The sequence below is a fragment of the Streptomyces sp. NBC_01431 genome (assembly GCF_036231355.1).
Taxonomy (GTDB): Bacteria; Actinomycetota; Actinomycetes; order Streptomycetales; family Streptomycetaceae; genus Streptomyces.
The window spans coordinates 3,908,376-3,922,210 of record NZ_CP109496.1; the positions used below are offsets into that span (position 1 = coordinate 3,908,376).

Consider the following 13,835-nt stretch of genomic DNA (forward strand, 5'->3'; position numbering starts at 1 on the left):
GTACAGTCTGACTCGCAGCCAAGCACAACGGGCTGCGAAACCAGGTCCTGTGGAGCAGTTTGGAGTGCTCGCCACCCTGTCAAGGTGGAGGCCGCGGGTTCAAATCCCGTCAGGACCGCAGCAAATCGGAGCCCGCATCCCCACCGGATGCGGGCTCCGGTGTTTCCCGGGCACACCCCCGAAGGCCGCGTCCCACGGCACTGCCGCGCAGCGACACGGCAAATCCCGTCAAGAACGCGGCAGTTGAAGCCCCGCATCCGTTTTCGGACGCGGGGCTTCGGTGTTTTCGGCTTCCGTCTTGACTGGGGCACCTGCCGCCGGTACCCCTGCAAGGAGGGGAAGCGGGCCCCGGGAGGTGTCGCATGGCGCAGTCGTCGAGGCACGAGACGCGGGCGCTGCTGCGCGCCCACCTGGCGGCCGCTTCGGGCTACCGCCACCTCACCCGCCACTGCGCCGTCTGCCACCGGCTCCTGCGGCTCGCCATGGAGCCCGCCGAGGCCGCGCGCCCCGAGGACGAAAGACCCTCCAACCGGTGACCATTGGCGGCCCGGCGACCATTCCGGCGGTGGGAGGCTCGTACGAGGACGGGCTTGACGGTGTGACGGGAGTCACGGAATGAGTTTCCGGAACGGGTGAACTTACACACCCCCTACAACGCTCCCATTTAATATATGCAATTGCACTCCCCCGAACGGCCGTCGGCCAGAGCGTGCGGAATTACCCCTTCCGCAGTAGTCGGAACAGGGGTGGGGAGCCTCCCGGACGTGCCGGACAAGCCCGGACATAAAAAGATCGCGCTGGACCCGGCGGAGTCCAGCGCGATCGACGACGCGACCCGTTGGGGCGGGCATGCGTCATGTGGAGCTATAGGCGGGCCTGGCCGGGGTGGGGGCCCCAGTACGCCCGGATTTATTGGGGTGTTGTTCAGGCCTCGCTACGCTGCTGCGGAATACCCGCCAGCAGTGCGCGGACCTCTGCCTCGCGGTACCGGCGATGCCCACCCAGCGTGCGGATGGACGTGAGCTTGCCAGCCTTGGCCCAGCGGGTCACCGTCTTCGGGTCCACGCGGAACATCGTGGCGACCTCAGCCGGGGTCAGCAGCGGCTCGGCATCAGGGGTGCGAGCGGTCATGAGCGGCCTCCTCGGGAGAACCGAACCTTCTCGGTTCTTTCCTCTAAATTCTGCACCTTGACCCGCGTTGCCCGAAATGGCGGACGCGAGCCGAGTCGGTTATAGGACGAACGGCTTGTCCTCGGCACTACAACTACACCATCCGTCCAGCCACGTCGGCCAAACCGATGGAATTGCCCTCCCAGGTGTTCATCAGCGACGGAAGCCGATGGACCATGCCATAGCGGACAGTCACGCCACAGTGACGATCAGTCACAGAGCGATCAGGAGTCGTCAGACCCCCCATAGCAAGCAATACCGAGCATTCCACCCTCAGTTGGGCGGAAAGGGATCCTCCCCGGACCCCTTGTCCTATTTTGGCACGAGGGTGGGGTCTGGGCGCAAGGGTGAGATAAGTGCGTTCCGTCACGCTTGAGGGAAAGGCCCGTATCAGGACCTACGTCCTAAGGCAAGCGTTCGAAGGCCCCTCAGAAAACGGCCCGGCGGCTCAGTTGGCCATCCGGCGCTCCTTGACGGCCCGCCAGCGCTCCGCGAATCGGCCGTACGCCTCCTCCGCGCCCGCCTCGTCGCCGGCCCGCAGCGCGGCGACCCCCTCCGCGACATCCGCCGCTGAGCGGTCCGCCTCCAGAGCGGGCCAAGGAAGGGCATGAACGAGCCCCCCGTAGTCCAGCTCGACCATCGAGCGCGGATGGAACTCCTCCAGCCACCGCCCGACATCCACCAGGCCCTCGGTCAGCGGCCCCTCGTCGATGTGGTCCCGCACCGCCTTGAGCGCCCTGGCCAGGCGCCGGCGGGCCTGGACCATCGGGGTGCGGTAGCGCAGCACGGGCGCCGCCGCGCCCTTACCTCGGACATACTCGCGCTCTTCGTCCGAAAAGACCGTGAACCAGCTCACAGGAACGTGCCAAACACTGGTCAAGATCCAGGGCCGGGCGTCCGGGTTCTTCTCCCGCCAGCGCTCGTAGTCCGCCGCGGCCTGCCGGCGCACCACCTCGGGCAGCACGGCGTCGAGCACCGGCGCCGGGAACTGGCCCTCCAGCCCCTCCAGCGCCTGCCAGCCGCGCAGCCGGGTCCGCCACGGACAGACGCACACCACCCCGTCGACCTCCGCCACGAACGCGTCCGCGCTCTCGTGCACCGGCACCGGGACGGGCGGGGTGGCCACCAAGTCGGCCAACGCGCGCCGGAGTTCGTCCTGGGCCGTAGGAGTGCGCCCGCGCTCGGCATAGCGCAGCCAGTGGCCGCGCTCCGGTTCGGGAAAGGCGGCCAGCGGCTCGTACACCCGCAGGTAGGACGCGTACGGAACGATCACCGAGGACACCAGCGCCATGCTCCGCATCGTCCCACGGGAGTGCGCCCCTGCGCGCCCACGGGGGTGATCCTCAGCACTGAGCCCGATCTACGGGCGCGTAGGACTTAACCTGCTCCTCAACCAGGCCCGCCACCACCCATCGGCGGGCCGTCAACCGCCGCTTCGTACTTGGGAGTCACCACCGTGACCGATGTGACCGGCGCCGATGACGTACTGCACACTCTGTTCCGCGCCGACCAGGGCGGCCACGAACAGGTCGTGCTGTGCCAGGAACGAGCCAGTGGGCTCAAGGCAGTCATCGCGATCCACTCCACCGCCCTGGGCCCGGCCCTGGGCGGGACGCGCTTCTACCCGTACGCGACCGAGGCGGAGGCCATCGCCGACGCCCTCAACCTGTCGCGCGGCATGTCGTACAAGAACGCCATGGCCGGGCTCGACCACGGCGGCGGCAAGGCCGTGATCATCGGCGACCCGGACGCGATCGAGGCCCCGCAAAGGACAGAACTGCTGCTGGCCTACGGCCGGTTCGTGGCGTCCCTCGGCGGGCGTTACGTGACGGCCTGCGACGTGGGCACCTATGTGGCCGACATGGACGTCGTGGCCCGTACCTGCGAGTGGACCACCGGCCGCTCCCCCGAGAACGGTGGCGCGGGCGACTCGTCGGTACTGACCGCCTTCGGCGTCTTCCAGGGCATGCGGGCCTCGGCCCAGCACGTGTGGGGCGACCCGACGCTGCGCGGCCGCAAGGTGGCCGTGGCGGGCGTCGGCAAGGTCGGCCGCCACCTCGTCGATCACCTGCTTTCGGACGGCGCCGAGGTCGTGATCACGGACGTGCGCGAGGAATCGGTACGCGCCATCGCCGCCCGGCACCCCGAGGTCGCCGTCGCCCCCTCCACGGACGCGCTGATCCGCACCGAGGGGCTCGACATCTACGCTCCGTGCGCGCTCGGCGGCGCCCTGAACGACGAGAGCGTGCCGGTGCTCACCGCCAAGGTGGTGTGCGGCGCGGCCAACAACCAGCTCGCGCACCCCGGCGTCGAGAAGGACCTCGCGGACCGCGCGATCCTGTACGCACCCGACTACGTGGTGAACGCGGGCGGTGTGATCCAGGTCGCCGACGAGCTCCACGGCTTCGACTTCGACCGCTGCAAGGCGAAGGCCGCGAAGATCTTCGACACCACGCTCGCCATATTCGCTCGTGCGAAGGAAGACGGCATTCCGCCGGCCGCCGCGGCCGACCGGATCGCCGAACAGCGGATGGCGGAGGCACGTCAACACTGAGCCTCTCCGGGGCCCGCCGACCGGGCTGAGAGACATGACTCACGCCGGTCGGCGGGTCGGGCGCCAATAAGAGGTTAAAATCGCGGTTGACCAGCGAGGACAGGGCGCTTTGTTGGTTCTGCCAAGTGGCGCGTAATGCGGGCGGCGTACCGTATGGCCGCGGAAGCAGGTACCGTTGAAGCCCTACGGACACGGACTCTCCATGGAGAGTCCGTTCCGGATCATGAACGCGTGTCAAGACTCTGGGGCCGTCGAGCCCCGTCACCGAGGGGGTCGAGCCATGGGGCGCGGCCGGGCAAAGGCCAAGCAGACGAAGGTCGCCCGCCAGCTGAAGTACAGCAGCGGCGGGACTGACCTGTCGCGTCTGGCCAACGAGCTGGGCGCATCTACTCCGAACCCGACAGTGAGCCAACCGCCGAACGCGGAGCCACTGGAGGACGAGGAGGATGACCCGTACGCCCGCTATGCGGAGCTGTACGGGAACGACGACGAGGACGAGGACGAAGAGTCCGGTCCGTCGTCGCAGCGCCGCGGCGCTTGACTACGCTGATCCCGCTTCCGCAGCAGCCTTCGTTCCTGCTGCTCTGAGCACACCGACCCGGTCCGGGGCCTTCGCCCCAGACCGGGTTTCGTGCTGCCTGTAGCGGCTTACTTGGCGTAGTCGCCCGTCAGCTCGGCGCCGTCGCGGTGCTCGCCCCGGGTGCGGATCTCACCGGCGACCCAGGCGTCCACGCCCCGGTCCGCGAGGGTCTGGAGCGCGACGTCGACCGAGGCTCCGGGGACGATCGCCATCATGCCGACGCCCATGTTGAGCGTCTTCTCCAGTTCGAGCCGCTCGACGTTGCCCGCCGTGCCCACGAGGTCGAAGACCGCGCCCGGCGTCCACGTCGAGCGGTCGACGGTGGCGTGCAGGTGGTCCGGGATGACCCGGGCCAGGTTGTTTGCAAGGCCGCCGCCGGTGATGTGGCTGAAACCGTGCACCTCGGTGGTGCGGGTCAGGGCCAGGCAGTCCAGCGAGTAGATCTTGGTGGGCTCCAGGAGCTCCTCGCCGAGGGTCCGGCCGAACTCCTCGACGTGCTGGTCCAGGGTCATCCCGGCCCGGTCGAACACCACATGCCGTACGAGTGAGTACCCGTTCGAGTGAAGCCCGGAGGACGCCATCGCGATGACCGCGTCGCCCTCGCGGATGCGGTCCGCACCGAGCAGCTGGTCGTACTCGACGACCCCCGTACCGGCGCCGGCGACATCGAAGTCGTCGGGGCCGAGCAGGCCCGGGTGCTCCGCGGTCTCGCCGCCGACCAGCGCGCAGCCCGCGAGCACACAGCCTTCGGCGATGCCCTTCACGATGGCCGCGACGCGCTCGGGGTGGACCTTGCCCACGCAGATGTAGTCGGTCATGAACAGCGGCTCGGCGCCGCACACGACCAGGTCGTCCACGACCATGCCGACGAGGTCGTGGCCGATGGTGTCGTACACGCCCATCTTGCGGGCGAGGTCGACCTTCGTGCCGACGCCGTCGGTGGCGGAGGCGAGCAGCGGGCGCTCGTAGCGCTTGAGGGCCGAGGCGTCGAAGAGTCCGGCGAATCCGCCGAGGCCGCCCATGACCTCGGGCCGCTTCGTCTTCTTCACCCACTCCTTCATCAACTCGACGGCGCGGTCGCCCGCTTCGATGTCGACGCCCGCGGCTGCGTAGCTGGCACCAGTGGTCTCGGATGACATGGCTCAGAGAACTTTCGTGTCGTACTGCAGGGTTTTACGGGCGGCGCAGGGCGTCGGCTGCCGCGGTCGCGGCGGGGCCGGAAGCCAGCTCGGACTCCAGAAGCTGCTTGCCGAGCAGCTCGGGGTCGGGGAGCTCCATCGGGTACACGCCGTCGAAGCAGGCGCGGCAGAGGTTGTCCTTGGGGATCGTCGTCGCTTCGATCATCGCGTCGGTCGAGATGTACGAGAGCGAGTCGGCGCCCAGGGACGTGCCGATCTCCTCGATGGTCATGCCGTTGGCGATCAGCTCCGCGCGGGTCGCGAAGTCGATGCCGAAGAAGCAGGGCCACTTCACCGGCGGCGACGAGATCCGGATGTGGACCTCGGCGGCGCCCGCCTCACGGAGCATCTTCACGAGCGCGCGCTGGGTGTTGCCGCGGACGATCGAGTCGTCCACGACCACCAGGCGCTTGCCGCGGATGACTTCCTTCAGCGGGTTCAGCTTGAGCCGGATGCCGAGCTGGCGGATGGTCTGCGAGGGCTGGATGAACGTACGGCCCACATAGGCGTTCTTCACCAGTCCTGAGCCGTACGGGATGCCGCTGGCCTCCGCGTATCCGATCGCGGCGGGGGTGCCGGACTCCGGAGTCGCTATGACGAGATCGGCCTCGACCGGTGCTTCCTTGGCGAGTTTCCGTCCCATCTCCACTCGGGAGAGGTAGACGTTGCGGCCCGCGATGTCGGTGTCCGGGCGCGCCAGGTAGACGTACTCGAAGACACAGCCCTTGGGCTTCGCGTCCGCAAATCGGGACGTGCGCAGACCGTTCTCGTCGATGGCGACGAGCTCGCCCGGCTCGATCTCGCGGACGAAGCTGGCGCCGCAGATGTCGAGAGCGGCGCTCTCGGAGGCGACGACCCAGCCGCGCTCCAGGCGACCGAGGACCAGCGGGCGGATGCCCTGCGGGTCACGGGCGCAGTAGAGGGTCTGCTCGTCCATGAAGACCAGCGAGAAGGCGCCCTGCACCTGCGGAAGGACCTTCGCGGCCGCTTCCTCGACGGTCAGCGGCTTGCCGTCGTCGTCCGTCTGGCCCGCCAGGAGCGCGGTGACCAGATCGGTGTCGTTGGTGGCGGCGAGCTGAGTAGCCCGCCCGTTCTCCTTGGGCAGCTCGGCGACCATTTCCGCGAGCTGCGCGGTGTTCACCAGGTTGCCGTTGTGTCCGAGCGCGATCGAGCCGTGGGCGGTCGCCCGGAAGGTCGGCTGAGCGTTCTCCCACACGGAGGCACCCGTGGTCGAGTAGCGGGCGTGACCGACCGCGATATGACCCTGGAGGGAACCGAGCGAGGTCTCGTCGAAGACCTGGGAGACAAGTCCCATGTCCTTGAAGACGAGGATCTGGGAGCCGTTGCTGACCGCGATGCCCGCGGATTCCTGGCCCCGATGTTGGAGGGCGTAGAGCCCGAAGTAAGTGAGCTTCGCGACCTCTTCACCCGGAGCCCAGACACCGAAGACGCCGCAAGCGTCCTGGGGGCCCTTCTCACCGGGGAGCAGGTCGTGGTTGAGTCGTCCGTCACCACGTGGCACGCCACCGAGTGTAGGCGAGATCGACCACTGGTCCGAATTGGGGATACCGACAGACGGCCGCGATGGCCTCTTTTGTAGCTTTCGTGCCTCGGCCTCCCGCGACCGCCCCCTTCTGACCTTCGGCCACGTACCCGCAGGTGGGCCGGGGTACGCGTCGGCCGCTCGCGGTGTTTGCGACTGCGTCCGGGGTGGGGCGTGGGGCGGTGCCGAGTGTGACGGAGTTCGCTTCCGGCGCGGGGTTGGGCCGGGGGCCAGGTCCTGGGGCGTGTGCGCTGCGTGAGGACCCCGCGGCCCGCAGTCGCTGATCACGCGGTTCCCCGCACCCATGAACCCGCTATCGACCGCGGACCGTGCAAGGTTGCTCGCGCGGTTCCCCGCACCCCTGAACCCGCTATCGACCGCGGACCGTGCGTGGTCGCTCGCGCCCGGGTCGGTACGGGCATACCTGAGCCCGGGTCACGGCCGGCGGGCCGCCCGCCCCCGGGCGGCTACGACATCACCGGCAGGAGCGCCGTGAGGTCCGCCCGCTCGCCGCTCGCCGCGACCTGCGCCGCGTTCAGCGCCTCGGCCCATCCCGTACGCCCGGTGGCGAGCCGGATCCAGGTGAGCGGGTCGGTCTCCACCACGTTCGGCGGGGTGCCCCGGGTGTGCTTGGGCCCGGCCACGCACTGCACCACCGCGTACGGCGGGATCCGCACCTCGACCGAGCCGCCGGGCGCCTTCACGGCGAGCGCGTCGGCGAGCAGCCGCGTGCAGGCGGCGAGCGCCTGGCGGTCGTAGGGGATGCCGAGTTCGGGCAGCGCGTCGTTCAAGTCGTCGGTGTGGACGATGAGTTCGACGGCCCGGGTCACCAGGACGTCGGCGAAGGTCATCGCGCCGAACCGGGTCGGCATGAGCCGGGTGTCGGCGGTCGCGTCGAAGAGCTCGGCGGTGCGGGTCGCCCGCCGCTCGAACAGGGCGTCCAGGTCACCGACCCGCTCCGCCAACTCCCTTGTGCCGTCCGCGACTTGACCAGCGGCGGCCGCCGTCGCGAACGGCCAGTCGAGCAGCGCGACCTCTTGCTTGAGCGGCTCCTCCTCGGCGAGGTAGCGCTCCAGCATGCCGAGCGCCATCGTGTGGTGCACGGCGAGCTCGCGCACCGTCCAGTCACCGAGCCGGGTGGGCCGACCCAGCTGCGCGGGCGTGAGCGTGCGGACGGCGTCGCGTACGTGGCCGAACTGGGCGAGGACGGCGGACCGGACCTTCGCCGGGTCGTAGCTGCGGGTGCGCTTCTTGGCCGGGGGCATGAAACCGAGCCTACGCCGGGCCGGGATAACTCCCCAGACCGTTTTCGACCTGCGCGAACGCCCGCTCGGCGCGCTCCGCGGCGTCGGTCACGACCCACTGCACGGACTCCCCGCCGAGGATGCGGCGGTGGTGTTCGGTGATCAGCGCGTTGCGGGCGCCGGTCAGCTGGGCGGCGGCGACCGCGGCGAGCATCGCATCGCCGCTCTCCTCGGCGAGCAGCTCGGCCAGCTCCTGCTGGGCTTCGCGGAAGGCGACGGACGCGCGCTGGAGCAACACCGGTGTGTTCATGATGAGTTGGCGGGCCTGGAGGGAGCGGGGGTCGTCGTTGAGGCCGACCGACGGGTCGCGCGCCTCGATCATCTCCAGGAACTGCCGACGCACCGCGGCCACCGCCGACTCGCCCGGCTCGCGTTCGCGCACGGCCCGTACGACATCGCCGACGTGGTGCATCATCGGCGCGGTGACCAGGTCTTCCTTCGTGCCGAAGTAGTTGAAGACGGTCATCTTCGAGACGTCGGCGGCGGCGGCGATCTCCGCGACGGAGACGTGGTCGAAGCCTCGCTCGGTGAACAGGTCCAGCGCGGCGCGCCAGATCCGCATCCCGGTCTCGCGCTTCTTGCGCTCGCGCAGCCCCATCTCACCATCAGCCATGACAACACTGTACCAGGATGAAATTTAATCCGAGATGAAAGATTGACCCGGTACATTTTCTAGGCCATGGTGGTGCCCATGACCAAGACCCAGACCCTCATAGGCTTCGCCGTCTGCATCGCCACGATCCTGCTGGCCGTGCTCGACATGAACATCGTCTCGGCGGCCACCGTGCCCATCGCCCGCGATCTCGATCCGGCCCACGGGGTGGACAAGATCCCCTGGCTGATCAGCACGTTCGCGCTCGCCTCGGCCGCGGCGCTGCCGCTGTACGGAAAGCTCTGCGACAGCCTCGGCGCCAAGAAGGTCTTCGTCGGCGCCGTCGCCACCTTCCTGCTCGGCTCCACGCTGTGCGGCGCCGCCCAGTCCATGACCGAACTGATCGCGGCGCGCGCCCTCCAGGGCCTGGGCGGCGGCGGCCTCATGAGCGTCACGATGGTCGTGCTCGCCCAGCTCAAGGGCCCGGACGGCAAGGGCGGCAACAAGGGGAGCGGCATCGGCGGGATCGTCGCCGGCACGGGTATGGCGGTCGGCCCCTGGGTCGGCGGCACGCTGGCCGACCACGCCAACTGGCGCTGGATCTTCTACATCAACCTGCCGCTCGGCATCACCGCGCTGGTCGCCGCGATCCTCGTACTGAAACTCCCGGTCTCCCCGGTCCGCCACCGCATCGACTACCTCGGCGCGGCCCTCGCCGCCGCGTTCACCAGCAGCCTTCTCCTGCTGACCAGTTGGGGCGGCCAGCAGTACGCGTGGGGCTCGCCCCAGATCCTCGGCCTGGCCGCGGCCTGCGTGGTCTGCCTCGCGCTGTTCCTGCACCGCCAGCGGACCGCCGCCGAGCCCGTGCTGCCCCTGTCGATGTTCAAGGTGCCCCAGCTCCGGTACGGATTCGCCATCCAGGGGCTGCTCGGCGCCGCGATGATGGGCGCGCTCGTCTACGTCATGGTCTACCTCCAGGCGGTGCGCGGGCTCGCCCCCGCCGCCGCCGGGCTCTACCTCATCCCCATGGCGCTCGGCATGACCGCCGTGGGCCTCGCCGCCGGAAGGCTCACCGCCCGGGGCCAGTCCGTGAAGACCTCCGTGGTGATCGGCACCGTCACCTCCACCGTCGCGCTCGCCCTGCTCGCCACCCTCGACGCCGGCACCTCGCTCTGGCTGATCCGCACCGGGCTGCTGCTCATGGGCTGCGGGTTCGGCCTGCTCATGGGCCAGCTCATCCCGTACGTCCAGAACGCCGCCCCCGCCCACCAGCTGGGTGTCGCCACCACCAGCATCCGGTTCTTCCAGACCCTCGGGAACGCGCTGGGCGCCGCCGTCTTCGGCACCCTGCTCAGCCGGGTGTACGAGGCGAAGGTGCCCGGCGGCTCGACCAGCGCCATCGCCCACCTGACCGGCGCCGCCCACGACCGGGCGGTGCACGGCTTCGTCACCGCGATGGACGTCGTTTTCCTGGTGGCCGCCGCGGTCATGGCGGTGGCCGCGGTCCTGGCCGCCAGGCTCCCGGCCGAGACCGGCCCGGCAGCGTACGAGCCCATCCAGGAGAGGGAACTCGTCGCGGCCTGAACGCACTTCGGCCCCGTACCCCCTCAACAGGGGTACGGGGCCGAGGAGTTGAGGCGGTACTAGGCCAGCAGAGCCGGAATGGTCGCCTCGTAGGCCGTGCGGAGCTCGCTCAGTTCCAGAGTGAACTCGTCCTGGACGTCGATGCTCTCACCGTCCACGACACCGATCCGGACCGCCGGAAGACCGCGCGCACCGCACATGTCGGTGAAGCGCAGCTCCTCGGAGCGCGGCACGGAGACGATCGCGCGGCCCGCCGACTCGGAGAAGAGGAACGTGAAGGCGTCGAGCCCGTCCGGAACGACGAGGCGCGCGCCCTTGCCGCCCTTCAGGCAGGACTCGGTCACCGCCTGGATCAGACCGCCGTCCGACAGGTCGTGCGCGGCGTCGATCATGCCGTCGCGCGAGCCCGAGATCAGGATCTCGCCCAGCAGCTTCTCGCGGTCCAGGTCCACCTTGGGCGGCAGGCCGCCGAGGTGGTTGTGGATGACCTCGGACCAGGCCGAGCCGCCGAACTCCTCGCGGGTGTCACCGAGGAGGTAGAGCAGCTGGCCCTCTTCGGCGAACGCGATCGGGGTGCGCCGGTTCACGTCGTCGATCACGCCGAGCACCGCGACGACGGGCGTCGGGTGGATGGCCGTCTCGCCGGTCTGGTTGTAGAGCGAGACGTTGCCGCCGGTCACCGGGGTGCCGAGCTGGAGGCAGCCGTCCGCGAGCCCACGGGTGGCCTCGGCGAACTGCCACATCACGTCCGGGTCCTCGGGGGAGCCGAAGTTGAGGCAGTCCGAGATGGCCAGCGGCTTCGCGCCGGAGGCCGCCACGTTGCGGTAGGCCTCGGCGAGCGCCAGCTGCGCACCGGTGTACGGGTCGAGCTTGGCGTACCGGCCGTTGCCGTCGGTCGCCATGGCCACGCCCAGGTTCGACTCCTCGTCGATCCGGACCATGCCCGCGTCCTCGGGCATCGCGAGCACCGTGTTGCCCTGCACGAAACGGTCGTACTGGTCGGTGATCCACGCCTTGGAGGCCTGGTTCGGGGAGGCGACCAGCTTCAGGACCTGGTCCCTCAGCTCCGCGCCGGACCGCGGACGAGCGAGCTTGCCCGCGTCGTCGGCCTGGAGCGCGTCCTGCCAGGAGGGACGGGCGAAGGGCCGGTGGTAGACCGGGCCCTCGTGGGCGACGGTGCGCGGCGGTACGTCCACGATCTGCTCGCCGTGCCAGAAGATCTCCAGCTGGGAGCCCTCGGTCACCTCACCGATGACGGTGGCGATGACGTCCCACTTCTCGCAGATCTCCATGAAGCGCTCGACGTGCTGCGGCTCGACCACCGCGCACATGCGCTCCTGCGACTCGCTCATGAGGATTTCCTCGGGCGAGAGCGAGGAGTCACGCAGGTGGACGGTGTCCAGCTCGACGCGCATGCCGCCGGAACCCGCGCTCGCGAGCTCCGAGGTCGCGCACGACAGGCCCGCCCCGCCCAGGTCCTGGATGCCCGCGACGAGCTTCTCCTTGAAAATCTCAAGGGTGCACTCGATGAGGAGCTTCTCCTGGAACGGGTCGCCGACCTGGACCGCCGGTCGCTTGGCCGGACCGGTCGACTCGAAGGTCTCGGACGCGAGCACCGAGACACCGCCGATGCCGTCGCCGCCGGTGCGGGCGCCGTACAGGATGACCTTGTTGCCGGGGCCCGACGCCTTCGCGAGGTGGATGTCCTCGTGCTTCATCACACCGATGCAGCCGGCGTTGACCAGCGGGTTGCCCTGGTAACAGGCGTCGAAGACGACCTCGCCACCGATGTTCGGCAGGCCCAGGCAGTTGCCGTAGCCGCCGATGCCCGCGACGACGCCCGGCAGTACCCGCTTGGTGTCCGGGTGGTCGGCCGCACCGAAGCGCAGCGGGTCCACGACCGCGACCGGGCGGGCACCCATGGCGAGGATGTCGCGGACGATGCCGCCGACGCCGGTGGCCGCGCCCTGGTAGGGCTCGATGTAGCTGGGGTGGTTGTGCGACTCGACCTTGAAGGTGACCGCGTACCCCTGGCCGACGTCCACGACGCCCGCGTTCTCGCCGATGCCCACCAGCATGGCGTCGTTCTCGGGGACCTTGTCGCCGAACTGCTTCAGGTGGACCTTGCTGCTCTTGTACGAGCAGTGCTCGGACCACATGACCGAGTACATGGCGAGCTCGGCGCCGGTCGGGCGGCGGCCGAGGATCTCCCGGATGCGCGCGTACTCGTCCTCCTTGAGGCCGAGCTCCTTCCAGGGCTGCTCGACGTCCGGGGTCTCGGCGGCGTGCTTGACAGTGTCGAGAGTCATGCGTTGACCAGCTTCTTCAGGATCGAGGTGAAGAATCCGAGGCCGTCGGTACGGCCCGTACCGATCAGCGGCTCCACGGCGTGCTCGGGGTGCGGCATCAGGCCGACGACGTTTCCGGCGGCGTTGGTGATGCCGGCGATGTCACGGAGCGAGCCGTTGGGATTGACGTCCAGGTAGCGGAACGCGACCCGGCCCTCGGCCTCCAGCTCGTCAAGGGTGCGCTCGTCGGCGACGTAGCGGCCGTCCATGTTCTTGAGCGGAACCTGGATCTCCTGGCCCACCGAGTAGTCGGCGGTCCAGGCGGTCTCCGCGTTCTCCACCCGCAGCTTCTGCTCGCGGCAGATGAAGTGCAGGTGGTTGTTGCGGAGCATGGCGCCCGGCAGCAGGTGGGACTCGGTGAGGATCTGGAAGCCGTTGCAGATGCCGAGGACCGGAAGACCGGCCTTCGCCTGCTCGATGATCGTCTCCATCACCGGCGAGAACCGGGAGATGGCCCCGGCCCGCAGGTAGTCGCCGTAGGAGAAACCGCCGGCGAGGACGACCGCGTCGACCTGCTTGAGGTCCTTGTCACGGTGCCAGAGCGAAACCGGCTCGGCGCCCGCGATGCGCACAGCCCGCAGACTGTCCCGGTCGTCGAGAGTTCCGGGGAAGGTGACAACGCCGATGCGTGCAGTCACTTGGACTGCTCCTCGACCTTGACGGTGAAGTCTTCGATGACGGTGTTGGCGAGGAAGGTCTCGGCCATCTCGTGGATGCGGGCGAGGGCGGCCTCATCGACCGGCCCGTCCACTTCCAGCTCGAAACGCTTTCCCTGACGTACGTCGCCGATCCCCTCGAAGCCGAGACGGGGCAGTGCGCGCTGCACCGCCTGTCCCTGCGGGTCGAGGATTTCCGGCTTGAGCATGACGTCGACTACGACGCGTGCCACTGGCACTCCCGGTGTGGTGTGGTGCGAAGGCGGTTCCCTCAGAGTACCCGCCCGGAAAATCTACGCGGGTAGATATCGCTAACACCTGATCAC

At 69.2% G+C, this 13,835-nt stretch carries 13 protein-coding genes and 1 tRNA gene; 5 read left to right on the forward strand and 9 right to left on the reverse strand.

What is annotated here, in order from left to right; all coding sequences use genetic code 11:
- Nucleotides 1-43: 43 nt before the first annotated feature.
- Both OG522_RS17930 and OG522_RS17935 read left to right on the forward strand, forming a co-directional pair.
- A tRNA-Asp gene (locus tag OG522_RS17930) sits at nucleotides 44-118 on the forward strand.
- 244 nt (nucleotides 119-362) lie between these two features.
- A complete protein-coding gene (locus OG522_RS17935) occupies nucleotides 363-536 on the forward strand; it encodes a DUF6274 family protein (protein ID WP_329463980.1) in 174 nt (57 codons plus the stop codon).
- Nucleotides 537-924: 388 nt separating this feature from the next.
- Here OG522_RS17935 and bldC read toward each other — a convergent pair whose 3' ends face one another.
- Together bldC and OG522_RS17945 are read right to left on the reverse strand one after the other, a co-directional pair.
- Nucleotides 925-1,131 (reverse strand): developmental transcriptional regulator BldC, encoded by a 207-nt coding sequence (gene bldC, locus OG522_RS17940; protein ID WP_003949541.1) that lies wholly within the window; start codon nucleotides 1,129-1,131, stop codon nucleotides 925-927.
- Between the two features lie 487 nt (nucleotides 1,132-1,618).
- Nucleotides 1,619-2,461: a hypothetical protein gene (locus OG522_RS17945; RefSeq protein WP_329463981.1), complete on the reverse strand. Its 843-nt coding sequence runs from the start codon at nucleotides 2,459-2,461 to the stop codon at nucleotides 1,619-1,621.
- 165 nt (nucleotides 2,462-2,626) lie between these two features.
- Between OG522_RS17945 and OG522_RS17950 the strand changes: the two genes are divergently transcribed.
- Together OG522_RS17950 and OG522_RS17955 are read left to right on the forward strand one after the other, a co-directional pair.
- Complete coding sequence (locus OG522_RS17950) at nucleotides 2,627-3,724, forward strand: Leu/Phe/Val dehydrogenase (protein WP_329463982.1); 1,098 nt, start codon at nucleotides 2,627-2,629, stop codon at nucleotides 3,722-3,724.
- A 280-nt stretch (nucleotides 3,725-4,004) separates the two neighbouring features.
- Nucleotides 4,005-4,265 (forward strand): DUF3073 domain-containing protein, encoded by a 261-nt coding sequence (locus OG522_RS17955; RefSeq protein WP_329463983.1) that lies wholly within the window; start codon nucleotides 4,005-4,007, stop codon nucleotides 4,263-4,265.
- Nucleotides 4,266-4,372: 107 nt separating this feature from the next.
- Here the strand turns inward: OG522_RS17955 and purM are convergent, their stop codons facing one another.
- From purM to OG522_RS17975, 4 genes are all read right to left on the reverse strand, one after another.
- A complete protein-coding gene (gene purM, locus OG522_RS17960) occupies nucleotides 4,373-5,443 on the reverse strand; it encodes a phosphoribosylformylglycinamidine cyclo-ligase (protein ID WP_329463984.1) in 1,071 nt (356 codons plus the stop codon).
- A gap of 34 nt (nucleotides 5,444-5,477) precedes the next feature.
- On the reverse strand, nucleotides 5,478-7,004 hold the full coding sequence (gene purF, locus OG522_RS17965; protein WP_329463985.1) for an amidophosphoribosyltransferase: 1,527 nt from the start codon (nucleotides 7,002-7,004) through the stop codon (nucleotides 5,478-5,480).
- Between the two features lie 488 nt (nucleotides 7,005-7,492).
- Nucleotides 7,493-8,290, reverse strand: coding sequence for a maleylpyruvate isomerase family mycothiol-dependent enzyme (locus OG522_RS17970; protein WP_329463986.1), 798 nt, complete (start codon nucleotides 8,288-8,290; stop codon nucleotides 7,493-7,495).
- Nucleotides 8,291-8,300: 10 nt separating this feature from the next.
- Nucleotides 8,301-8,942, reverse strand: coding sequence for a TetR/AcrR family transcriptional regulator (locus OG522_RS17975; RefSeq protein ID WP_329463987.1), 642 nt, complete (start codon nucleotides 8,940-8,942; stop codon nucleotides 8,301-8,303).
- Between the two features lie 78 nt (nucleotides 8,943-9,020).
- Here OG522_RS17975 and OG522_RS17980 point away from each other — a divergent pair, with 78 nt between their 5' ends.
- A complete protein-coding gene (locus OG522_RS17980; RefSeq protein WP_329463988.1) occupies nucleotides 9,021-10,505 on the forward strand; it encodes an MFS transporter in 1,485 nt (494 codons plus the stop codon).
- Nucleotides 10,506-10,564: 59 nt separating this feature from the next.
- On the opposite strand, the gene purL is transcribed toward OG522_RS17980, so the two are convergent.
- From purL to purS, 3 genes are read right to left on the reverse strand one after another with little or no spacing between them, the layout of a single operon-like run.
- A complete protein-coding gene (gene purL, locus OG522_RS17985) occupies nucleotides 10,565-12,814 on the reverse strand; it encodes a phosphoribosylformylglycinamidine synthase subunit PurL (RefSeq protein ID WP_329463989.1) in 2,250 nt (749 codons plus the stop codon).
- The gene (gene purQ, locus OG522_RS17990) at nucleotides 12,811-13,491 is read right to left on the reverse strand and encodes a phosphoribosylformylglycinamidine synthase subunit PurQ (protein ID WP_329463990.1); all 681 of its coding nucleotides are present in this window, start codon (nucleotides 13,489-13,491) and stop codon (nucleotides 12,811-12,813) included. The genes purL and purQ overlap by 4 nt, the downstream gene beginning before the upstream one ends.
- On the reverse strand, nucleotides 13,488-13,742 hold the full coding sequence (gene purS / locus OG522_RS17995) for a phosphoribosylformylglycinamidine synthase subunit PurS (RefSeq protein ID WP_120722307.1): 255 nt from the start codon (nucleotides 13,740-13,742) through the stop codon (nucleotides 13,488-13,490). The genes purQ and purS overlap by 4 nt, the downstream gene beginning before the upstream one ends.
- Between the last annotated feature and the right edge of the window lie 93 nt (nucleotides 13,743-13,835).